The organism is Gilliamella sp. B2785 (assembly GCF_026537005.1).
Taxonomy (GTDB): Bacteria; Pseudomonadota; Gammaproteobacteria; order Enterobacterales; family Orbaceae; genus Gilliamella; species Gilliamella apicola_E.
Genome location: NZ_JAFNNC010000002.1, coordinates 352,714 through 375,529, shown reverse-complemented (window position 1 = coordinate 375,529; position 22,816 = coordinate 352,714). Strand labels below are relative to the sequence as shown.

The 22,816-nt window shown below is 33.5% G+C and carries 18 protein-coding genes; 16 read left to right on the top strand and 2 right to left on the bottom strand.

Annotated features, from left to right (window positions below; all coding sequences use genetic code 11):
* Positions 1-41 precede the first annotated feature (41 nt).
* The 12 genes from J3U24_RS03905 to J3U24_RS03850 all read left to right on the top strand — a co-directional run bounded on the left by J3U24_RS03905 (position 42) and on the right by J3U24_RS03850 (position 15,361).
* The gene (locus J3U24_RS03905) at positions 42-767 is read left to right on the top strand and encodes an isoprenyl transferase (protein WP_065734759.1); all 726 of its coding nucleotides are present in this window, start codon (positions 42-44) and stop codon (positions 765-767) included.
* Entirely contained in the window at positions 761-1,597 is an 837-nt protein-coding gene (locus J3U24_RS03900) for a phosphatidate cytidylyltransferase (RefSeq protein ID WP_267330021.1), read from the top strand. The genes J3U24_RS03905 and J3U24_RS03900 overlap by 7 nt, the downstream gene beginning before the upstream one ends.
* A gap of 13 nt (positions 1,598-1,610) precedes the next feature.
* Positions 1,611-2,921, top strand: coding sequence for an RIP metalloprotease RseP (gene rseP / locus J3U24_RS03895; protein WP_267336687.1), 1,311 nt, complete (start codon positions 1,611-1,613; stop codon positions 2,919-2,921).
* A gap of 25 nt (positions 2,922-2,946) precedes the next feature.
* Positions 2,947-5,370: an outer membrane protein assembly factor BamA gene (gene bamA / locus J3U24_RS03890; RefSeq protein WP_267336688.1), complete on the top strand. Its 2,424-nt coding sequence runs from the start codon at positions 2,947-2,949 to the stop codon at positions 5,368-5,370.
* Positions 5,371-5,411: 41 nt separating this feature from the next.
* Complete coding sequence (locus J3U24_RS03885) at positions 5,412-5,900, top strand: OmpH family outer membrane protein (RefSeq protein WP_065734762.1); 489 nt, start codon at positions 5,412-5,414, stop codon at positions 5,898-5,900.
* Positions 5,900-6,928, top strand: a complete 1,029-nt coding sequence (gene lpxD / locus J3U24_RS03880; RefSeq protein WP_267336689.1) for a UDP-3-O-(3-hydroxymyristoyl)glucosamine N-acyltransferase — start codon at positions 5,900-5,902, stop codon at positions 6,926-6,928. Before J3U24_RS03885 ends, lpxD begins: the two co-directional genes overlap by 1 nt.
* A 105-nt stretch (positions 6,929-7,033) precedes the next feature.
* Positions 7,034-8,335: a trigger factor gene (tig, locus tag J3U24_RS03875; RefSeq protein ID WP_267336690.1), complete on the top strand. Its 1,302-nt coding sequence runs from the start codon at positions 7,034-7,036 to the stop codon at positions 8,333-8,335.
* An 89-nt stretch (positions 8,336-8,424) separates the two neighbouring features.
* A complete protein-coding gene (gene clpP, locus J3U24_RS03870) occupies positions 8,425-9,027 on the top strand; it encodes an ATP-dependent Clp endopeptidase proteolytic subunit ClpP (protein WP_305054763.1) in 603 nt (200 codons plus the stop codon).
* A 19-nt stretch (positions 9,028-9,046) separates the two neighbouring features.
* Positions 9,047-10,312 (top strand): ATP-dependent protease ATP-binding subunit ClpX, encoded by a 1,266-nt coding sequence (clpX, locus tag J3U24_RS03865; protein WP_065734766.1) that lies wholly within the window; start codon positions 9,047-9,049, stop codon positions 10,310-10,312.
* 162 nt (positions 10,313-10,474) lie between these two features.
* On the top strand, positions 10,475-12,910 hold the full coding sequence (lon, locus tag J3U24_RS03860; protein WP_267330026.1) for an endopeptidase La: 2,436 nt from the start codon (positions 10,475-10,477) through the stop codon (positions 12,908-12,910).
* Between the two features lie 127 nt (positions 12,911-13,037).
* Positions 13,038-14,909 (top strand): SurA N-terminal domain-containing protein, encoded by a 1,872-nt coding sequence (locus tag J3U24_RS03855; protein WP_267336691.1) that lies wholly within the window; start codon positions 13,038-13,040, stop codon positions 14,907-14,909.
* A 152-nt stretch (positions 14,910-15,061) separates the two neighbouring features.
* A complete protein-coding gene (locus J3U24_RS03850; protein ID WP_267336692.1) occupies positions 15,062-15,361 on the top strand; it encodes a ComEA family DNA-binding protein in 300 nt (99 codons plus the stop codon).
* Positions 15,362-15,405: 44 nt separating this feature from the next.
* Here J3U24_RS03850 and priA read toward each other — a convergent pair whose 3' ends face one another.
* Positions 15,406-17,562 (bottom strand): primosomal protein N', encoded by a 2,157-nt coding sequence (gene priA, locus J3U24_RS03845; RefSeq protein WP_267336693.1) that lies wholly within the window; start codon positions 17,560-17,562, stop codon positions 15,406-15,408.
* Positions 17,563-17,750: 188 nt separating this feature from the next.
* Between priA and moaC the strand changes: the two genes are divergently transcribed.
* The 4 genes from moaC to J3U24_RS03825 all read left to right on the top strand — a co-directional run bounded on the left by moaC (position 17,751) and on the right by J3U24_RS03825 (position 20,941).
* Complete coding sequence (gene moaC, locus J3U24_RS03840; protein ID WP_065562378.1) at positions 17,751-18,236, top strand: cyclic pyranopterin monophosphate synthase MoaC; 486 nt, start codon at positions 17,751-17,753, stop codon at positions 18,234-18,236.
* A gap of 4 nt (positions 18,237-18,240) precedes the next feature.
* Entirely contained in the window at positions 18,241-18,486 is a 246-nt protein-coding gene (gene moaD, locus J3U24_RS03835; RefSeq protein WP_267330030.1) for a molybdopterin synthase sulfur carrier subunit, read from the top strand.
* Positions 18,487-18,490: 4 nt separating this feature from the next.
* Positions 18,491-18,934 (top strand): molybdopterin synthase catalytic subunit MoaE, encoded by a 444-nt coding sequence (gene moaE / locus J3U24_RS03830; RefSeq protein ID WP_255305717.1) that lies wholly within the window; start codon positions 18,491-18,493, stop codon positions 18,932-18,934.
* Between the two features lie 192 nt (positions 18,935-19,126).
* Positions 19,127-20,941 (top strand): sulfatase-like hydrolase/transferase, encoded by a 1,815-nt coding sequence (locus J3U24_RS03825; RefSeq protein ID WP_267330031.1) that lies wholly within the window; start codon positions 19,127-19,129, stop codon positions 20,939-20,941.
* Between the two features lie 27 nt (positions 20,942-20,968).
* Here the strand turns inward: J3U24_RS03825 and sppA are convergent, their stop codons facing one another.
* Complete coding sequence (sppA, locus tag J3U24_RS03820) at positions 20,969-22,786, bottom strand: signal peptide peptidase SppA (protein WP_267336694.1); 1,818 nt, start codon at positions 22,784-22,786, stop codon at positions 20,969-20,971.
* Between the last annotated feature and the right edge of the window lie 30 nt (positions 22,787-22,816).

Here is a 22,816-nt window from a genome sequence, read left to right as displayed (position 1 = left end):
GAAATTATCATTAATATGATAGATATATAACGAGATTATACATGACACAATATATTCCCAACCATGTGGCGATTATTATGGATGGTAATGGTCGATGGGCTAAGCAAAGAAATCAATTACGCGCTAAAGGCCATCGAGCTGGTTTAAAAGCGGTGCGTAAAATTGTCACATATGCAGCAAAATTAGATGTAAAAGTGCTTACGTTATATGCTTTTAGTAGTGAAAATTGGAAACGTCCAGCTAATGAAGTTACTGCTTTAATTTCACTGTTTATTTATGCGTTAAATCGCGAAATTAAAAATTTAAATAAAAATAATGTTCGATTAAATATCATTGGTGATATATCAAAATTTAATCAAAATCTTCAAAACCTTATTATTAATGCTCAGCTTTTAACCAAAGATAATACTGGCCTTACCTTGAATATTGCAGCTAATTATGGGGGTCGTTGGGATATTGTTGAATCAGCTAAAAAAATAGCTTCACAAGCTTTAGATGGTAAAATAACGCCACAGGATATCAATGAGGAATATTTTGGCTCGATTATTTGTATGAATGATTTACCTGAAGTTGATTTAGTTATTCGCACCGGTGGCGAATACCGAATTAGTAATTTTTTATTATGGCAATGTGCATACGCAGAATTGTATTTTACTGACACATTGTGGCCTGATTTCAATCAGGCATCATTTGATGAAGCGATAAATATTTTTAACACTAGAGAACGGCGTTTTGGTGGCGTTCTAAATGAGGACCTTTCATGCTAATCCAGCGTATTTTAACTGCCATCGTACTTATTCCCCTTGTTATTATTGCACTATTTTTTGCACCTTTATCGATATTTTCTTATTTAATCATCGCTGTTTGTGCATTAGCAGCATGGGAATGGCGTAATTTTTTAGCAAAAAGAACCGAGAAAACAGTTCTTTTGTTTTTTATTGTTTTTTCAATAGTTTTGCTTTACTTCATCCCCATTGAGTCAACACTAAAAAGTCAGTTATTTGCTTTAATAATTTGCTTATCAGTTATTTGGTGGTTAACCGCTTTGTTATTAGTTGTAGGTTATCCTAACTCAGCAAAATACTGGTCTAAATCATCATTAATTAAGCTGTTGTTTGCTTTTTTTACCTTAGTCCCTTTTTTTATAGGAATGCTTGAATTACGAACTATTAATTACAGTGTTAATAGTTATACTGGGGCTATTTGGTTGCTCTATGTATTTGTGTTAGTATGGGCAACCGATACAGGTGCTTATTTTGCTGGAAGAGCGATTGGTAAACGGAAATTAGCTGTCAAAGTCTCACCAGGAAAGACGGTAGAAGGTTTTATCGGTGGTGTCAGTTTAGCAACTTTAGTTTGTGTGATCGCTTACTTAACTGGTTATTTTAATATTAATTTTACTCAATTTTTATTTAGCTCCCTATTGGCTATTTTGGCTTCGGTATTAGGTGACCTGACTGAAAGCATGTTTAAGCGTGAAGCAGGAATTAAAGATAGTGGAAATCTTATCCCAGGACATGGTGGTATTTTAGATCGTATTGATAGTTTAACGTCGGCAGTTCCTGTATTTACTGTATTATCTTTGCATTTATTCTAAAGGGTTACTGATTTTGCTTTGGTCACTGTTGTTATTTATTATTACTATCAGTATATTAGTTACAGTTCATGAGTTTGGGCATTTTTTTGTTGCTCGGCTATGTAAAGTGCATGTAGAGTGTTTTTCAATCGGGTTTGGAAAAAAAATATGGTCGCATAGATTTTCAAACGGAACTGAATTAGTTATCGCTATGATTCCACTTGGCGGATATGTTAGAATGCTCGATAGCAAAACGAGTGAATTATCCCCCAATTTAGAAAAACGCGCTTTTGATAAAAAAAGTATTTTGCAACGGGCTGCAATTATTTTTGCAGGGCCATTTGCTAATTTTGTTTTAGCTTTAATTATTTATTGGGTTATTTTTTTGACGGGTGTGGTTGATTATCCTGTTAAAATAAAAAGTATTATACCTTCAACACCAGCTGCATCTATAAATATGCCAGCAGATGCCGAGTTAAGAATGATTGATAATGCTAAAATAGACACTTGGAATGATGTAAATGCAGCATTGATTTCTGCTTTAGGTAAAAGCAATATTAATGTTACCTATCGTACTGATATTGAGCAACAAGAAGTTAGTCGGGATGTTAATATTAGTAATTGGTCTTTTGATATTGAAAAGGAATCTGCAATCGCAGCATTTGGATTTATACCTAAACAATTGGAAATTTATCCAATTGTGAGTAAAATTGTACCCGATTCAGCAGCGGCTCAAGCTGGTTTAAAAGTAGGTGATAAAATAATCAGTTATAATGAGCACCTTTATCAAAATTGGAATGATTTTACTGATACTATAAAAAAAGCTCGAATTATAAAACTGAAGGTAAGTAGGAACAATAAAGACGTCGATCTTACACTTGAGCCAAAAAGAAATAGAAATGGGGAAGGTGTTGCTGGTTTCTATCCGACATCTGATGCAGTAATTAAACAATATGATTTTTTTAATGGATTCGATAAAGCGATGAAACAAACAATGTTAACGACTAAGTTAACGGTTCGTTCTCTTTATCAATTAGTAACAGGAGTGATTGGTCTAAAACATTTATCAGGACCAATTACAATAGCAAAAAGCGCAGGGCAAACAGCAAGTTATGGATTTACCCCTTACTTATATTTTCTAGCCTTTATTAGTATAAGTTTAGGAGTTATCAATCTTGTTCCATTACCTATGTTAGATGGCGGGCAGTTGCTTTTTTTATTTTTTGAGAAAATAAAAGGAAATGCCTTATCAAATAAAGCACAAGAGCGTTTTTTTCGTATCGGATTTGTTTTATTAATGGTAATAATGGGAATTGCACTATTTAATGATATTTTACGATTGTAATGGGATGAGGTTATAAATATATACGATGAAAATAAATAAATTACTTATAGCATCTTTGCTGTTTAGTACCACAACAGTATATAGTTCCAATGCATTTTGTGTTGATGATTTTGTGGTTAAGGATATCAAGTTTGAAGGTTTGCAGCGAGTCACAATCGGTGCTGCAATGCTTGAAATGCCTGTTCAAGTCGGTGACTATGTGAATGAATCTGATTTAGGCCGCATTATTAAATCACTTTACGCCAGCGGTAATTTCGATGATATTACTGTTTCTCGTGATGGCGACAGATTAATTATTCATGTCCAAGAACGCCCAACTATAGCAAGTATTACCTTTTCCGGAAATAAATCTGTCAAAGATGACATGTTGAAAAAGAATTTAGATAGTACCGGTATTCGTGAAGGCGATGCATTAGATCGTACAATGCTTTCGGGAATTGAGAAAGGTCTAGAAGATTTTTACTATAGTGTTGGTAAATATAATGCTCAAATCAAAGCGGTCGTAACACCATTATCTCGAAATCGTGTTGATTTAAAATTAGTTATTGCTGAAGGTAAATCTGCTTTAATAGATCAAATCAATATCGTGGGTGCAAAAGCTTTTTCATCTGAAGAGCTTATTTCACGTTTTTCATTACGTGATGAAGTGCCTTGGTGGAATATGCTTGGTGATCGTAAATATCAAAAGCAAAAATTGGCATCGGACTTAGATGAGTTGCAAAGCTTTTATTTAAATCGAGGTTATGCTCGATTTAATATTGAGTCTACACAAGTTAGCTTAACGCCAGATAAAAAAGGGATTTATGTCACTATTAATATTCATGAAGGTGAGCAATATAAGTTAGCCGATTTTGATTTTAAAGGTAACTTTGCAGGACATGAAGAGGCAATACAAAAACTAGCCAAAGAAAAGCTTACTGTAGGTGAACTTTATAATGGTAAAAAAATAACTGATATTGAGGATAATATTAAGCGATTGCTGGCTAATTTTGGCTATGCTTATCCTCAAGTAGCTATTCAGCCTGAAATGGATGACTCATCACATACTGTTAAATTAGTAGTATTAGTTGATGTAGGGCAACGTTTTTACGTACGCAATATTAAAATTGTCGGCAATACCATTACAAGTGAGAGTGTGGTTCGTCGTGAACTTCGTCAAATGGAAGGCTCATGGTTAAGTAATGGTTTGGTTGAACTTGGTAAAGAACGTTTAAATCGATTAGGTTTCTTTGAAAGTGTTGAAGCGAATACTGAACGAGTTCCTGGCATTGATGATCAAGTTGATATTATTTATAAAGTAGCTGAACGTAATACCGGTAGTATTAAATTTGGCGTGGGTATCGGCTCAGACAGTGGTTTAAGTTTTAATGCTGGAATTTCTCAAGATAACTGGTTAGGAACGGGTAATAGCGTTTCATTTGATATTAATACAACCAGCAGTGATAAAACTGCATCTGTTTCGATTGTTAATCCTTATTTTACTGTTGATGGTGTCAGTTTAGGTGGTAGCGTTTACTACAATACTTATAAAACTGATAGTGATGATGATGAATCTGAGTATTCAAGTAAAACTTGGGGGGCTAATTTAGACTTAGGCTTCCCGATTAGTGAAAATAACTTTGTCCGTTTTGGTACAGAATACGCTAATCATAAATTAACTGATATGCAACCACAGTATAATATGTGGCGTTATTTTGAGTCTATGGGTGAAAATATGAAAGATAAAGATAAGTCTTATTCATATGACACCAATGATTTGTTATTGAATGCCTATTGGACATATAACACGTTAAATCGCGGCTATTTCCCAACAGATGGGTTAAAACTAACCGCTAATTTAAAAGCGACAGTGCCAGTATTTGACAATAGATTCTATAAAATGGTTAGTGATGCTTCTTATTATTATCCAATTGATACCGATCATAAATGGGTATTCTTAGCTCGTGGCCGATTAGGTTATGGTGCTGGATTAGGTGGAAAAGAATTACCGTTCTATGAGAATTTCTATGCAGGTGGCTCAACTGTATTGCGTGGCTTTAAAGCAAATACTGTCGGCCCTAAAGCGGTATATTTTAATAAAACCGGATGTAGAACCTTAGGTGATACAGCTCAATGTACTAGTTCTAAAGATGCAATAGGTGGTAATGCGTTAGCATTCGGAAGTACGGAGCTAATAGTTCCAACACCATTTGCAAGTGAAAAATATACAGATAGTATTAGAACATCAGTATTTTTTGATGCAGGAACGGTTTGGGATAGTGAATGGGATCTAAAAGGCAAAAATATTCCTGATTATAGTTCCCCATCTGATATTAGAATGTCTGCTGGTCTTGCTGTTCAATGGATGTCGCCATTAGGGCCATTGGTATTTTCTTATGCACAGCCGTTAAAGAAATATCATGGTGATTCAGCTCAGCAATTCCAATTTAATATAGGTTCAACATGGTAATGCCATGTTGTTAATAACTAAAATACACATAGGTGAATAAAGTGAAAAAAATTATATCTGTTGTTGGCATCAGTATTGCTCTACTTTTTACAGGCTTTGCAAACGCTGAAACTAAAATTGGTGTTATCGATATTAAATCTGTAATGGATCGTATGCCAGAACGAGAAGCAATCGGTAAAGAATTGAACCAAAAATTTGAAGCGAGAGCTAAAGCATTAGAAAAAGAACAAAAGCTTGCTGATGCAGCAGCTGCACGTTTAAAGAAAGAAGGGCTAACTTTGTCATCTTCTGAAAAAACTAAATTAAATAAAACTATTGCAGATTTTCAGAATAAAGCCACAGCTTTCTCAAATGAATATCGTGATAGCGAAACAAAAGAAGCTGGTAAATTACTAACCAAAATTCAAGAAGCAGTCAAAACCATTGTTGCTGAAGAAAAATATGATCTTATTTTAAGAGTAGATACGGTTTTATATGCCTCTGACGCTGTAGATATTACTGACAAAGTTTTGGAGAAGGTTAAAAAATAATGTTTGCTTTTCGTTTAGAGCAATTAGCTGACAAGCTTGATGCTACATTATATGGTGATGGTGAATTAACTATCACCGGTGTAGCATCAATGAAAAGTGCCACAAAAGGTCAAATCACTTTTTTGTCGGATAAAAAATTCCAAAACAATTTATTAACTTGTAACGCTTCAGCAGTTGTTATGACAGAAGATAGCCTTAAATATTGGAATGGGGCTGCTTTGATTGTTAAAGATCCTTATCTTACTTATGCAAAATTAGCACAACTTTTAGATACGACACCGTTACCCGCTAAAGGTATCGCACAATCAGCGGTGATTGATTCTACTGCTAAGCTTGGACAAAATGTATCAATTGGTCCAAATGCTGTTATAGAAAGTGGTGTAAATCTTGGTGATAACTGTTGTATTGGTGCTGGCTGTTTTATTGGGAAAGATACTCAAATCGGTGCAGGCACAAAAATATGGTCTAATGTATCTATATACCATAACTGTATTATTGGTGAAAACTGTTTGATCCAATCAGGAACAGTAATAGGTGCAGATGGATTTGGTTATGCAAATGACAAAGGTAAATGGATAAAAATTCCTCAGCTTGGTCGAGTAGTAATTGGTAATAACGTTGAAATCGGCTCATCAACAACAATCGATCGTGGTGCTTTAGATGATACTGTCATCGGTAATGGCGTCATTATTGATAATCAATGTCAAATTGCGCACAACGATATTATTGGTGATCATACTGCTGTCGCTGGTGGTGTTATTATGGCGGGTAGTTTAAAGATTGGACGCCATTGCCTAATTGGTGGTGCGAGTGTTATTAACGGCCATATGGAAATTTGTGATCAAGTAACTGTGACTGGAATGGGTATGGTTATGAGACCAATTACTGAGCCGGGTGTATATTCATCGGGTATTCCATTACAACAAAATAAAGTATGGCGTAAAACAGCTTCATTAGTTTTACATATTGATGAAATGAATAAACGTTTGAAAGCACTTGAGAAGAAGCTATTAAATGTCTCGACGTAGACGATTACGGTCGGTATAATGCTTCCCTATTTTATAAATTTAATTAGCTCAATTAATCAATTTATAATTATGAGCAAATATATTCAATAATTCCGAGGTATAAAGATGCAAGTTTCGGTAGAAACAACAGAAGGTTTAGGCCGTCGTTTATCAATTACAATTAAATCAGAAGATATTACCAAAGCAGTTGATAAAGAACTTATCAATACAGCAAAAAAAGTCCGTATTGATGGTTTCCGTAAAGGAAAAGTACCTTTAAAAATTGTTGAACAACGCTATGGTGCTTCTATTTTACAAGACGCTCTAAGTGATTTGATGCAACGTAATTTCATCGATGCTATTATCCAAGAAAAATTAAATCCAGCTGGTGCGCCAACCTATATTCCAACAGAATATAAAAATGGTGAAGATTATACTTTCACTGTTGAATTTGAAGTTTATCCGGAAATTAAAATCAAAGATTTAGATAAAATCGAAGTTGAAAAACCCGTAGCTGAAGTTGTTGATGCTGATGTGGAAACAATGGTTGAAACCTTACGTAAACAACAAGGTACTTGGAAAGTTGTTAAAAAGACAGCAAAAGAACAAAATCGTGTCACGCTTGACTTTTTAGGTAAAGTTGATGGTGCTGAATTTGAAGGCGGTAAAGCTGATGATTTTGCACTTGTATTAGGACAAGGTCGAATGATCCCTGGTTTTGAAGATGCAATCATCGGTCACAAAGCTGGAGATGAATTTGATATCAATGTTACATTCCCAGAAGATTATCATGCTGAGAATTTAAAAGGTAAACCAGCAGTATTTTCTGCTTCACTTAAAAAAGTTGAAGAACTTGAGTTACCAGAATTAACTGAAGAAGTAGTGAAAAGATTTGGTATTGCTGATGGCACAGTTGAAAGTTTACGAGCAGAAGTCCGTAAAAATATGCAACGTGAACTTAATGCAACAATTCGCAATAAAATCAAAACACAAGTCATTGATGGTTTAGTAAAAAATAATGATATTGAAGTTCCATCTGCTTTAATTGATCGCGAAATTGATGTCTTACGTCAACAAGCCTTAACTCGTTTTGGCGGTAATGTTAAACAATCAATGGATCTACCTAAAGAGTTATTCGAAGCAGAAGCTAAACGCCGTGTGTTAGTTGGATTATTATTTAGCGAAATCATTGAAAGTAACAAGTTAAAGGCTGACGAAGCAAAAGTACAATCTTTAATTGATGAAATTGCAACTGCTTATGAAGATCCTAAAGAAGTGGTTGATTATTATCGTAAAGATAAGAAAGCAATGGATAATATCCGTTCTGTTGCACTAGAAGATCAAGTAGTTGATTTATTATTAGCTAGCGCAAAAGTGACAGATAAGACTTATTCATTCTCAGAATTAATGAATCAACAAGTTGCTTAAGCAGCTTGTCACTTTATTTAATTAAAATTCATTATAAGCCCAAATAAGGATCAATTGTTTGGGCTATTTTGTTTAATTAGGAGATGAAAATGCCTTTAGAACCATACATGAGTGTGATTCCAATGGTTGTTGAGCAAAGTTCTCGTGGCGAGAGAGCTTATGATATTTACTCACGATTATTAAAAGAAAGAATTATATTTTTAACTGGGCAAGTTGAAGACAATATGGCAAATTTGATTATTGCTCAGATGCTTTTTCTTGAAGCTGAGAATCCTGAAAAAGATATCCATTTATATATCAATTCCCCTGGTGGAGTAGTGACTGCTGGTATGGCTATTTATGACACGATGCAATTTATTAAACCAGATGTGAGTACTATTTGTCTTGGACAAGCATGTTCAATGGGCTCATTACTTTTAACTGCTGGTACTAAAGGTAAACGTTTTTGCCTGCCTAATGCACGCGTCATGATCCACCAACCATTAGGTGGTTTTCAAGGACAAGCGTCAGATATTCAAATTCATGCTCAAGAAATATTACAGGTTAAAAGCCGATTAAATAATATTTTATCAATGCATACTGGTCAGGATATTAGTGTAATTGAAAAAGATACAGATCGTGATAACTTTATGTCAGCCGAGAAAGCAGTTGAATATGGATTAGTTGACGCCATATACAGTAAACGATCTTAATAATAAATAGGTAAAGAAAGTGGATAAAGAAAACTCAGAAAAATTACTCTATTGTACTTTTTGTGGCAAAAGTGAACATGAAGTCCGTAAGCTAATTGCTGGGCCATCATCTATTTATATTTGTAATGAATGTATTGGACTATGTAATGATATTCTAAAAGAAGAAACAAAAAGTTTTCTTTCACATGAAGAATTTATTAGTAAACCATTACCGACACCGCACGAAATACGAGCTCATCTTGATGAATATGTTATTGGTCAGGAACGGGCTAAAAAAGTATTATCAGTTGCTGTTTATAATCATTATAAACGTTTACGTAGCTATTCTAACCGTAGTGATGTTGAGTTAGGTAAAAGCAATATTTTATTAATTGGTCCTACGGGTAGTGGTAAAACATTATTAGCTGAAACATTAGCACGTTTTCTTGATGTCCCTTTTGCCATGGCTGATGCAACTACATTGACTGAGGCTGGATATGTTGGTGAAGATGTAGAAAATATTATTCAGAAATTATTACAAAGTTGTGATTATGATGTAGAAAAAGCGCAACGTGGGATTATTTATGTTGATGAAATTGATAAAATTTCTAGAAAATCAGATAATCCATCTATTACTCGAGATGTTTCTGGTGAAGGTGTTCAGCAAGCTTTATTAAAAATTATTGAAGGTACTGTTGCATCTGTTCCTCCTAAAGGCGGACGTAAGCATCCACAACAAGAGTTTTTACAAGTTGATACTTCTAAAATCCTCTTTATTTGTGGGGGCGCATTTAGTGGATTAGATAAAGTTATTGAAAATCGAGTCTCTACCAACACAGGTATTGGTTTTGGTGCTGATGTAAAAAGCACTAAGAATAAAGCGACAGAATCTGAGTTATTAGCTCAGATAGAGGCAGAAGATTTGGTTAAATTTGGTCTTATACCTGAATTTATTGGTCGATTACCTGTTATTGGAACGTTATCAGAACTTGATAAAGATGCTTTAGTTAATATATTAACCGAACCTAAAAATGCTTTAACCAAACAATTTAATGCTTTATTAGAGTTGGATGGTGTAGAACTGGAATTTACTAAAGAAGCTTTAGATGCCATTGCAATTAATGCGATGAAACGTAAAACAGGTGCTCGAGGATTACGTTCAATTGTCGAAAATATACTGTTAGATACAATGTATGACTTACCATCAATGCAAAACGTAAAAAAAGTACTTGTTGAGAAAGATACGGTAAATCATTTGCAATCACCTAAATTGATTTTTCGTGAAGATACAGAACTATCTGCATAATAGATAAGCAATTATCCTATTCAAACTGGTAAGCAGCATTTATGTAAAAAGTGAAATACGTATGTACATTTATTGTACTACGTATTTAAAACAGGATAAGCTTGAATATCTTAAAATCACCCCAATATAAGACAGATAAGTTTGTACTACCGAGAGAATAAAATGAAGACAAAACAAACTAAACAAATGATTATGCCTATTTTACCATTGCGTGATGTTGTTGTATTTCCACATATGGTAATTCCTCTCTTCGTTGGTCGTAATAAATCAATCCGTTGTTTGGAAAGTGCAATGGAGATGGATAAACAAGTTTTTCTTGTAACACAAAAATATCCTTCACAAGATGAACCTGATGTAGAGGACTTGTATGAAGTCGGTACTATAGCCAATGTTTTACAATTACTTCAATTACCTGACGGTACAGTTAAAGTTCTGGTTGAGGGTGTCGCGCGAGCTAAAATTGTTGATATTATTGAACGAAAAGATGATGATTTTTTAATTGCAAATATTAAACCGCTAAAAGAAGCTAAGAAAGCTGATAATATTAGTCAAGCGATGATAAGAGTCTTATTATCAAATTTTGATGATTATGCGAAACTTAATAAAAAAGTCACTCAAGAGGTTGTTGATTCAATTCATTTAATTAAAGAATCATCTCAATTAGCAGATTCCATAGCTGCTACCTTATATATAAAAGTTGAACAAAAACAAGAGATTTTAGTTACTGCTGATTTAGAAAAACGTTTCGAGTTGCTTATTTCATTAATGGAATCAGAAATTGACTTGTTGCAAGTTGAAAAAAATATCCGTCAACGCGTCAAACAACAAATGGAAAAAGCGCAAAAGGAATATTATCTAAATGAACAGATTAAAGCAATTCATAAAGAGTTAGGTGATATAGATAATAAACCTGATGAATTTGAAGAGTTAAACTCAAAAATTACTAAAGCAAAAATGCCAAAAGAGGCAAAGGAAAAAACACTATCTGAGCTTAATAAGCTTAAGATGATGCCTGCTATGTCTGCCGAAGCAACTGTTGTTCGCGGATATATTGATTGGATGTTACAAGTTCCTTGGAATAAACGCAGTAAAGTAAAAAAAGATATTAATGCTGCACAAAAAGTTTTAGATAAAGATCATTATGGGCTGGATCGTGTAAAAGACCGAATTTTAGAGTATTTGGCTGTACAAAGTCGAGTAAATAAAGTTAAAGGTCCAATTTTATGCTTAGTCGGGCCTCCAGGCGTTGGTAAAACATCATTAGGTCAATCCATTGCTAAAGCTACGGGTAGACAATATGTTCGTATGGCTTTAGGTGGTGTGCGCGATGAAGCGGAAATACGAGGACACCGAAGAACCTACATTGGTTCAATGCCAGGTAAATTAATTCAGCGTATGGTAAAGGTTGGTGTAAAAAACCCGCTATTTTTATTAGATGAAATTGACAAGATGGCTTCTGATATGCGTGGTGATCCTGCATCGGCATTACTAGAAGTTCTGGATCCTGAACAAAATAATGCATTTAATGACCATTATTTAGAAGTGGATTATGATCTATCTGATGTCATGTTTGTTGCGACAGCTAATTCAATGAATATTCCAGCACCACTACTTGATAGAATGGAAGTTATTCGGCTATCTGGTTATACCGAAGATGAAAAATTGAACATTGCTAAACAACATTTAATCGCTAAACAGATTGCTAATAATGGCCTAAAAGCAAATGAAATTGATATTGATGATTCAGCTGTAATTGGCATTATTCGCTATTACACTCGTGAAGCAGGGGTCCGAAGCTTAGAAAGAGAAATTGCTAAAATTTGCCGTAAAGTTGTTAAACAATTGGCTTTAAACAAGCGTTTGCGTAAAGTAAGTGTAACTCAAACTAACTTAAAAGATTACTTGGGTGTACAGCGTTTTGATTATGGTAAATCCGAAAGTGAAAACCGGATCGGTCAAGTGAATGGTTTGGCATGGACAGAAGTCGGTGGTGATTTGCTAACCATTGAATCAATGAGTGTTGTTGGTAAAGGAAAATTAACTTATACCGGCTCACTTGGTGACGTTATGCAAGAATCTATTCAAACGGCACTTACGGTTGTTCGTTCGCGCGCTGAAAAATTGGGTATTAATAGCGATTTCTATGAAAAGCGTGATATACATGTGCATGTTCCTGATGGTGCTACACCTAAAGATGGTCCGAGTGCAGGTATTGCAATGTGTACGTCATTAGTATCTACTTTAACGGGTAACCCTGTTCGTGCTGATGTTGCCATGACTGGTGAAATTACTCTACGAGGTGAAGTATTACCAATTGGTGGATTAAAAGAGAAATTATTGGCTGCTCACCGAGGTGGCATAAAAACAGCTATAATTCCTATTGATAATGTTAAAGATCTCGAAGAAATTCCAGCAAATGTTAAAGCTGAAATTGATATAAAACCTGTTAAATGGATAGATGATGTATTGACGATTGCATTGCAAAATAATCCATTTGGTATTGAGCCGGTTAAGGAAAAAGTTCAAATAAAGTCGCCAGTTAAAAAATCTGTTAAAAAAATTAAAAATACAGCAAATATTTCAACTCGATTGAACTAAAATAAACCAATCAAAAAGCCAACCTTATGTTGGCTTTTTTTTCGACCTTTAATTAGATAATAGCCAATTTTGGCAAATATGATATACTTGCGAAATTAAAATTCAGGTATATGGAGAATGACAAGCTATGATGGAAAAAATAAGAACAGCTGCAAACAGTCTTGTTGTTAAAATAATCTTTGCTATTATTATTTTATGTTTTATTTTTACTGGTGTTGGATTTTTAGGCTTTGGTGGTGGCAGTGGTGCAAATGATGAGCAATTGTACGTTGCTAAAGTCGACGGAGAAGGGATCAGTCGAACTCAATTTGAGTCTCAAGTAAAGTATGAATTAAGTAAAATTACAGGTGGTGATGCTTCGCTTACCAAAGTAATCCGAAGAAAAGTGTTATCTGAGCAAATAGATAATTATTTAGCTTATCAATTTTCAAAAAATATTCATGCAGCAATCAGTAACGAGCGCGTAAAAGATTTTATTAAAAATCAGAAAGTTTTCTTTATAAATGGAAAATTTGATAATCAAAATTATTTAAATTTACTTGCTGAAAATGGTTTTACTCCAGAAAGTTATGCAAGCTCATTAAAAACATCGTTACAACAAGAACAAGTTATTGGTGCATTAGTCACAACTAGCTTTGTTTTACCTTCTGAATCTGAAATTTCCTTGTTAAAAGATCAGACAAGAACTATCTATGCTACTAAGATTGATTCTTCAATAGATGATATGAAAGACATTAATATTACCGAAGAAGATGAGAAAAAGTATTATGATGAACATAAAAATGATTTTATGAGGAAAGAGCGAGTAAAATTAAAATTTATTTATAATTCAAAAGATGACATCGCTAAAACCATTAAGGTTACTGATGATGATGTAAAAAAAGAATATGAACAAAATTTAAAAAAATATACCTACCCAGCAAAAAAAGAGTTTAGTGCTATTTTTGTTACAGACAAAGCGCAAGCAGACAAGATCGTTAAAGAGTTATCTTCAGGCGCAAATTTTCAAAATATAGCTGAAAGTCTAAATCAAAATAATAATAATATTTCAGCTTATGGTAAGAATGGTTCTTTAGGTTGGTTTGCTGATGATGATTCTCTGCCTGAGTTCTTTAAAAAAGCAAACTTGAAAAAAGTTAATCAAATTTCAAATCCAATTCCGACTGATGATGGCTTTATCATAATTAAACTTGATGCTGAGTTACCACCAAAGGCTATGGATTTTGATTATGCTTCAATTTTAATTTACGAGAATTTAACTAAACAAAAATTACAAAATGGATTTAATGCTGTTGAAGATAAAATGAAAAATGCCTTATCTCAATCACCTAAATCAATTGAAGAGTTATCTGAAAAAACGGGTCTTGAAGTTCAAACAACTGATTGGACAACTTATAAAGATATGTCTACAATCATGATTCATCCTGAAATTAGTGATTTAGTCTTTAGCGAAGAAATGATCGCTAATGGGCAACCGACTCTTAAATTATCAGACTTAATTCCAGTTGAAAGATCTCATGGTAGCTATGATTTTATTATTCAAGTTACTGACTATCACCCAGAGGGGATAGCTCCGTTTGATGAGGTTAAAGATGAAATTAATAAAAAACTATCTAAAAATATCTCCGAGAGTCGTTTTAAAGCTAATGTTGAAAGCCTTTTAAATGAGTTAAATACTACTGGAAATTCAGATAAAGTAAGCTTTAGTAAGAAATATGTTTTGCACAGAGATTCGAAAGATTTAGACAAAAAAGTAGTTGATATGGTTTTTAGTTTAGAACCACCAATTTCAGGTGTTAAATCTGATGAGTTTAATGTGGAATATTTAGAAAATAATACTGCTTATATTTTCACCTTAATTAAAGTTGATACGCCTAAGGAGTATCAAGATATTTCACCAGAATTATTACCATTATCTATGTCTAACACTTTTCATTATCTTGCAAATGATATTCGTTCTAAAGCGAAGATTGAAATCATGCCTGATGCAAATTTGTGATAAAGATCGAAAAATTTTGGTGATAAATCAAAAAAAGAGAAGCCACTTTGGTGGCTTTTCGCATTTTTATGAATATTAAAATTTAGCAAATTAATTCCATGAGATAGTTATGAAGCAAATTTAGTTGCATAATTATATTGGAGTTAATTTACATGAAAATTTTTACACTATTATGCCTTTTATTTTCATCTTTACTTTTTTCAACAGTTAGTTTTGCTGATTCGAAAGCAGATGTCACTATAAAAGATGAGCAAATTGTACAAGTCAATATTAATACGGCAACAGCTGAAGAGCTAAGTAAAGTATTAACTGGTATTGGGATGAGTAAAGCTAAGAAAATTATTGAGTATCGAGAAAAATTTGGTCCTTTTGTTTCTATAGAACAATTAAAGGAAGTTTCTGGTATTGGTCAAGCAACGCTGGATAAAAATATAGGAAAAATCACTTTATAAATATCCTATCTTCCAAGAGATAATCTATCTGTTGGAAGATATTTTTAATTATCAATTGGATCAACGTCAATACTCCATCTTACGTTTGATGCTTCACTCCACTGTTCAGTTATAAGATTATCTAATATTTGTTGTAATAATTGTCTGTTCGTATGTTGTAATAATAATTGCCAACGATTATAACCCGCTTTTTTAGGTTGACTAGCAGGCATTGGACCAAGTTGCCATAAATTATGGTCATAATTGGACTTTAACCAATCATGGATGCGCTGTAAAAATTTTGGTGCCTGTAAATTATTACGGTCAGCAGCACGAATTAACACTTGATAGCTAAATGGTGGCAGTAAAGTTTGTTGACGTTCAATTAGTGTTTGTTTTGCAAATGCCTGATAACCTTCATTTAATAAAGTATTTAATAAAGGGTGCTCTGGATGATAGGTTTGTAGAATCACTTCGCCAGCTTTTGTTTCACGACCAGCTCGGCCTGATACTTGAGTATAAATCTGAGCAAATCTTTCCGTTGCTCTGAAATCACTTGAAAATAAGGCGCCATCAACATCAATTATGCCAACTAACGTTACATCAGGAAAGTGATGACCTTTAGCCAAAATTTGTGTACCGACTAAAATATGAGCTCCGCCTTTATGAATATCATTTAAATAGGTATTCAATGCTTCTTTTTTAGTTATCGTGTCGCGATCAATACGAGTAACTTTTATATTTGGGAACAAAATATTAAGTTGTTTTTCAAGTTGCTCCGTTCCAAATCCAATTGGTAGTAACTGGGTCGAACCACACTTAGGGCACTGTTTTGGCACTTCCCTTGGCGTATCACAATAATGACAAATCAGTTTATGCTGCTTTTTATGATAAGTATAAGGGCGATCACAACGTGGGCATTCCGCTATCCAACCACAATCATGGCAAATTATTAATGGTGCGAACCCTCTACGGTTAAGAAATAACATAACTTGGTTATTGTTATTCAAATGCGTTTTTATTTTTTCTATAAGTGGTTGAGATAAACCTGAAGCTAAAGCCATGCCGCGAATATCTAAAATAGATTGTTTGGCTAATTGGGCGTTACCCGCTCTTTGAGTAAGTTTGAGATGCTGGTACTTATGAGTTTGTGCATTATTAATCGATTCAAGAGAAGGTGTTGCGGAACCTAAAACTATAGGTATATTTTCAATTCTAGCTCGGATAATTGCTAGATCTCTAGCATTATAACGCCATCCTTCCTGTTGTTTGTAAGAACTATCATGCTCTTCGTCGATAATAATGATACCTAAATCTTTAAAGGGAGTAAAAAGCGAAGAACGAGTACCTACGACAATGGCATTTTCACCCTCTTTACTTCTTAACCAAACATCTAAACGTTCCTTGTCTGTTAAGCCTGAATGTAAAATATCAATCGGGGCATTAAAGCGCTGTTTAAAACGCTTTATTGTTTGAGGTGTTAAACCAATTTCAGGAACTAAAACTAAAGCTTGCTTACCTTGTGATAACACATCTGCAATTATATTTAAATAAACTTCAGTCTTTCCTGAACCAGTTATACCATCAAGCAAAAATACACCAAATTGTTTATTCTGTTTATTAATAGTCTCTATGGCATTAGATTGTTCATCATTTAATTGGATCGATGTTGGGTTGGTCGAGTATTGCCAGCAAATATTGTCAGGTTGTTGATAAACTAATTCTATAAGCTGTTTTTTTTGTAATTCTTGATATAAATTTGAACTAAATTCGTCTTCATTTAAACAGTTGTTTCTAAGTGAAGATAATAATAACTTTTGTTTTGGTGCACGTGATAATAAGCTTAAATCAATTTGTTGCCCTAGAGGTGTTAATTGCCACTGTTTTATATCATCCTTGATAGCTTGACGACCTTGCCTTAATAGAACTGGCATGGCATGAAATATGACTTCGCCAATTGGAAAGTGATAATAACTTGTTGCCCAATTCAATAACTGCCAAATTGGTTGAGGAAAGGGGTTTTTGGTATCAATAATTGCGGTAATTGATTTTAAATTTTCGCTATCAAAGGTCGATTGCTGATCAATTTTAATGATTATTCCAATCATTTCCCTTTTACCAAAAGGTACTCTAACCCGCGCACCAATTTCAGCAGGTACTGTTAGTTTGTAATCAAACAGTCGATAAAGGGGTACCGGTAAGGCTACATGGGCAATCAGCATTAACAATCACTATTATTAAAAATTGATATTGTACGCAGATTTTATTTAACTCGCAAAAGTTACATAGAGAAATTAATTATTTTTGAGTTAACTATCTAATAACTTTATTTATATGATAGTAGTATCCATAAACAAAATTTGTTATCTTGAACGGCAAGTTAAAGCATAATATTTAAAGGTAGTTAAAAATGTCAGCATCATTTTCACACATTAATCAACATGGTGATGCACATATGGTTGATGTTTCTGAAAAAAAGTTAACTTTACGAGAAGCTCGAGCCGAGTCAATAGTATTAATGAATGCTGAAACATTTAACCTAATTATTGAAGGGAAACATCATAAAGGTGATGTTTTTGCAACTGCAAGAATTGCTGGTATTCAAGCGGCTAAACGAACATGGGATTTGATTCCACTTTGTCATCCACTACTTCTAAGTAAAATTGAAGTCAATATCGAACCTGTATTTGAAAATCACAGCATTAGGATTGAAACAATTTGTCGGCTAAGGGGCCAAACAGGTGTCGAAATGGAGGCCTTAGTTGCTGCTTCAGTTGCTGCATTAACGATATATGATATGTGTAAAGCTAATCAAAAAGATATGGTTATTAATCAAGTTCGGTTACTGAATAAAATTGGTGGTAAATCGGGCGAATTTAATGCGGCAGAGCAGTGATACTATGAACAAAATTATTTTTTTTGCACAAATTAGAGAATTAATTGGGGTTGAAAAACTTGAATTATCGGTAGAGCAAATGTCAATAAATCAACTTTTAGATCACCTTAGTTTGCGTGGTGATAAGTGGGTATTAGCTTTAAAAGAAAAAACAGTATTATGTGCAGTTAATCAGACTTTAGTTGACTATGACTATGTCATTAAAAAGGGTGATGAAATTGCTTTTTTCCCTCCAGTTACAGGTGGTTAACAGCGTGAACATTATTCAAGTTAACCAATCTCCCATTGATGTGAATTCATTAATAACTTGGCTTTATCAATCGCCTATAGATGGTGCTGTAGTGACTTTTATGGGTAAGGTGCGTAGTTTTGAAAACCAAGTTATAAGTTTAACGTTAGAGCATTATGCAGAAATGACTGAAAAGGTGCTGTGCAATATTATTAATCAAGCCAGAGATAGATGGTCGATTAATCGTGTTGCAATAGTCCATCGTGTCGGTCAAATTTATGCAAATGAAAGTATTGTTTTTGTTGGGGTTAGTGCAGCACACCGCAGTGATGCTTTTGCTTCAGCGGAGTTTATTATGGATGTACTAAAAAATGAGGCTCCATTTTGGAAGAAGGAACAGACTTCTAGTGGCGAAAATTGGGTAGAAGCCAAGCAATCGGATATAAATGCATTGAAGAAATGGTATTAATATTTATTTAGTCTATAATAGATTTCATCATCAAAATGTCTTCAGAGGCTCAAAAAAGAGCCTTTTTTGTTAAGCTTATATTAATCTCTTCATATTTATCTTTTTTTGTTAAAAATTTTGAGGAAAGTACTAATTTTAAGTAGAAAAATCGCTATTATTAAAAATTTTTAATCCTATTGCTCGTGGAGCTATATGAAAAAACTCTATTCGTTCGTATTAATAAATATTTTTATTTCGTCTATCATTACTATCCGATATTTTTGGGTGCCTGGTTCATCGTTTAGTTGGGATGGAAGCTTTTTTTCTCTATTTGCCGTGTTAGGCCATTTTTTCTCTGTTTATTTATTACTTTTTATTTTATGTTTTCCGTTTATTTGGGTGAAGAGAACGTTAAGTAATATTTGTTTAGCTGCTTTATTTAGTTTGTTACAGATTGTGCTGTATGTTGATACTATTGTTTTTCAGCAGTATCGATTTCATATCAATGAATCTGTGCTATCAATGGTTTTCTCGGGGCAAGTTGTCGATTTTTCAACGATCACTTATGTTTTGATGTTTTTGTTAATATTAGTATCTTTTGGAGCAGAATATTTAATTCTTTATTTGTTAGATAAAAAATTTAGCCAAAAACGTTCAAGAATATTAATCGTATCGACAGTATTTCTCTTCGGTTGTTTTTTTATTAGTCATTTAATCCATATGGTTGCGTTTTATTATGCCTATTCCCCCATCATGATTGTTAAAGAATATATTCCATTATATCGTCCATTTACCTCGAAAAAGATAATGGGATTGTTTGATAAATCAGGGCAACGTAAGACACTTATAGAAAAGGAGAACCAACACGCAACTATCTATTATCCTAAAAATGAGCTGATGATTAACCCTCATAATACTACAACACCCAATATTATGTTTATTGTCTTAGATTCTTGGCGTTATGATACTTTTAGTCAAGAGATTTCACCCAATACTTACCATTTTGTGAAACAGAATAATGGAATAATTTTTAATAATCATTACTCAACAGGGAATGCAACTCGAACTGGTATTTTTGGACTTTTTTATGGTATCCCCGGCACGTATTGGGATGCTTTTTTAAGAAATAGAATTCCCTCGTTATTCATAACAACATTGCAAAAAGAAAATTATAATATAGGTATATTTACTTCAGCCAAAGTTACTGCGCCAGAATTCGATCGTACGGCATTTTTAACCATTAAAAACTTAAGAATTAGTAGTAAAGATGGATCTGCATCGAGTCGAGATAAACAGTTAACTGATGATTGGCTAAACTGGTATAAGAGTAGAGATACATCTAAACCAAGTTTTTCATTTTTATTTTTTGATGCACCACATGCTTATGATTTTCCCAATTATTTTGAAGTTAAATTCAATCCAATTGGCGAGCTGAATTATATGACATTAAGCAATGATACAGATCCTGTTCCCATTTTTAATCGTTATAAACAAAGTGTCTACTATGATGATTATTTGCTTAAAAAGGTCTATGATGAACTTGAACGATCAGGCTCGCTAGATAATACGTTAATCTTTATAACAGGTGATCATTCACAAGAAATGAATGACAATAATCTGGGTTTTTGGGGGCATAATGGTAACTATACTGATGCTCAAACTAAAGTACCTTTTATCATAGTTGGAGCAAAAGATCTTAAATATATCACAGATAATATAAATAAATTTACCAGCCATGAAGATGTCGTTCCAACAATAATGCGACATTATTTGCATGTGGAAAATGATATTTCAGATTATTCGACAGGTTATGATTTATTTAGCCCAATAATCGATCGAGATTGGCTATTAATGTCAAATTATAGTTCTTATGCCGTTCGGACTAGAGACAACATCTATTTTGTTAATCGTCTTGGTATAAGCCACTATTTTGATTGTCATAATAATCAGGTCGATAAAACACCTGATTATAAAACAATCCAAGCGGCAATGAATGATATGCGTTATTTTTTCCAAACACAAAAATAAAAAAATCCACCGTAAGGTGGATTTTTATTATCGAACATCAGCACAGTTTAGACAGTAAATATAACGGTTTTGTGAATCTTGGAACTTATCCCATAGTGAAACTTGTTGCTTAATTTGTTTTACTTCTGGGATATGCTCAAAAAATGCCTCTGCTGTTGATTTTGGCATCATAGCAAACATATCTGAGTAAAGTGCATTGAACCAACTGCCTTCAGGCTTTTGCCAATCTATTTTATAATTAGAAATATTGGCTAATGTTGCAGCCATATCAACCGCATCGTCAAAATCCCCTAATTTATCCACTAAGCCATTTTTACTTCCTTCGGAGCCGAGCCAAACTTGCCCTTGAGCTATATGATCTACTTGTTCTGAGGTCATATTACGAGCTTTTGCTACTAAAGAGATGAAATTAAAGTAACCATTATCAATATTCATTTGAATAAATTGATTCATTTCATCGGATAAATTTTGAGTTAAGCTGTTATTTGCCAATGGTGAGGTTGAAACCCCATCGTTATAAACACCAATATGAGAAAGTGAATTTTCAAAAGTTGGTACAATGCCAAAAATACCTATTGAACCTGTAATCGTATTCGGACTAGCGACAATATAATCAGAAGCTGTTGATATCCAGTATCCTCCGGAAGCAGCCATTCCGCCCATAGAAACAACAACCGGGATTTGGTAACGACGTAAAGTTTCTAGTTCACTGCGAATTGCTTCTGAAGCTTCGACACTTCCTCCTGGACTATTTACTCTGAGTACGACAGCCTGTATGTTATTACTTTGTAATTTATTACGAATATCTCTTAATTGTTTAACAATATCTTGGCTACCAGCTACATTACTGCTATTTGCGCCGTTAGTAATAGTTCCATTCACAAAAATGACAGCTATTTTTGGTTCTTTGTTTGATTCTTCAGCATTTTCCTTAAGTCTATAATCATAGATACTGACTTTTTGTTTTATTTTATGTTCAAGTTCAAAATCAAATTCATCACTTATCGCATCAATTAAACCGTTTGCTAAAGCGTATTGGGCCATATTACCATTAACAGATTTTAGTTCTGATAACATTTTATCGGCTGAAGGAACTAGTTGTGTAGGTGCTTTTTTGCGTTCTGCAGAAATGTCATTAAGGTAGTTATTCCACATTAAATTTAACCATCGAGAAGTGTTACTTCTTGCTTCTTCTGACATATTATCTCTGATAAATGGCTCAATAGCTGATTTATAAGTTCCTACACGGAAAACATGAGTATTAATCTTTAAGTTGTCTAATAATGTTTTGTAGTACAAATTATTGGCGGATAATCCAAAAACATTAACTGCACCTAATGGGGTTAAATAGATTTTATTAGCATAACTCGCTAAATAATATTGGCTTTGATTGAAGCTTGAACCAATAGCGTAAATAGGCTTATTTGCCTCTTTGAATCTGTTTAAATATTTACCAATATATTGCAAAGAACTCAAGTCTGCTCCGACAAAGTTATCCAATTTTAGGACTATGCTATTTATATTAGGATCTGATGTAGCTTGTGATATTTTTTGCACTAAATCGAATAAACTATTTTCACGTGATAGATTTACTCTTTTACCATATAATTTATTTTGTATTTCATACAATTCATCACTATAAAGTGAATTGTCGACAATAACGCCTTCAAGATTTATAACTAATGTGCCATATTGAGGAATGATGTCTTGCTTTTGTGATTCTTTAAAAAATGCAATACCACTCAAGATCAATAGGATTATGATTAAGAAAATTAGGTTAAGAAATATTTCTCTAATTAAATTGATACCTTTCCAAATTGATTTTATAACAGTTAGTACAGACATAATAAAATAACCCTTTAATTATTCTTTTAT

What these genes read in the sequence shown, in the direction of transcription:
- clpP (WP_305054763.1), top strand. Translation starts at nt 8,425, where the DNA reads ATGCCTTTAGAACCATACATGAGTGTGATTCCAATGGTTGTTGAGCAA.
- J3U24_RS03825 (WP_267330031.1), top strand. Translation starts at nt 19,127, where the DNA reads ATGAAAAAACTCTATTCGTTCGTATTAATAAATATTTTTATTTCGTCT.
- J3U24_RS03855 (WP_267336691.1), top strand. Translation starts at nt 13,038, where the DNA reads ATGATGGAAAAAATAAGAACAGCTGCAAACAGTCTTGTTGTTAAAATA.
- moaD (WP_267330030.1), top strand. Translation starts at nt 18,241, where the DNA reads ATGAACAAAATTATTTTTTTTGCACAAATTAGAGAATTAATTGGGGTT.
- J3U24_RS03900 (WP_267330021.1), top strand. Translation starts at nt 761, where the DNA reads ATGCTAATCCAGCGTATTTTAACTGCCATCGTACTTATTCCCCTTGTT.
- J3U24_RS03905 (WP_065734759.1), top strand. Translation starts at nt 42, where the DNA reads ATGACACAATATATTCCCAACCATGTGGCGATTATTATGGATGGTAAT.
- bamA (WP_267336688.1), top strand. Translation starts at nt 2,947, where the DNA reads ATGAAAATAAATAAATTACTTATAGCATCTTTGCTGTTTAGTACCACA.
- tig (WP_267336690.1), top strand. Translation starts at nt 7,034, where the DNA reads ATGCAAGTTTCGGTAGAAACAACAGAAGGTTTAGGCCGTCGTTTATCA.
- lpxD (WP_267336689.1), top strand. Translation starts at nt 5,900, where the DNA reads ATGTTTGCTTTTCGTTTAGAGCAATTAGCTGACAAGCTTGATGCTACA.
- moaC (WP_065562378.1), top strand. Translation starts at nt 17,751, where the DNA reads ATGTCAGCATCATTTTCACACATTAATCAACATGGTGATGCACATATG.
- sppA (WP_267336694.1), bottom strand. Translation starts at nt 22,786, where the DNA reads ATGTCTGTACTAACTGTTATAAAATCAATTTGGAAAGGTATCAATTTA.
- J3U24_RS03850 (WP_267336692.1), top strand. Translation starts at nt 15,062, where the DNA reads ATGAAAATTTTTACACTATTATGCCTTTTATTTTCATCTTTACTTTTT.
- priA (WP_267336693.1), bottom strand. Translation starts at nt 17,562, where the DNA reads ATGCTGATTGCCCATGTAGCCTTACCGGTACCCCTTTATCGACTGTTT.
- lon (WP_267330026.1), top strand. Translation starts at nt 10,475, where the DNA reads ATGAAGACAAAACAAACTAAACAAATGATTATGCCTATTTTACCATTG.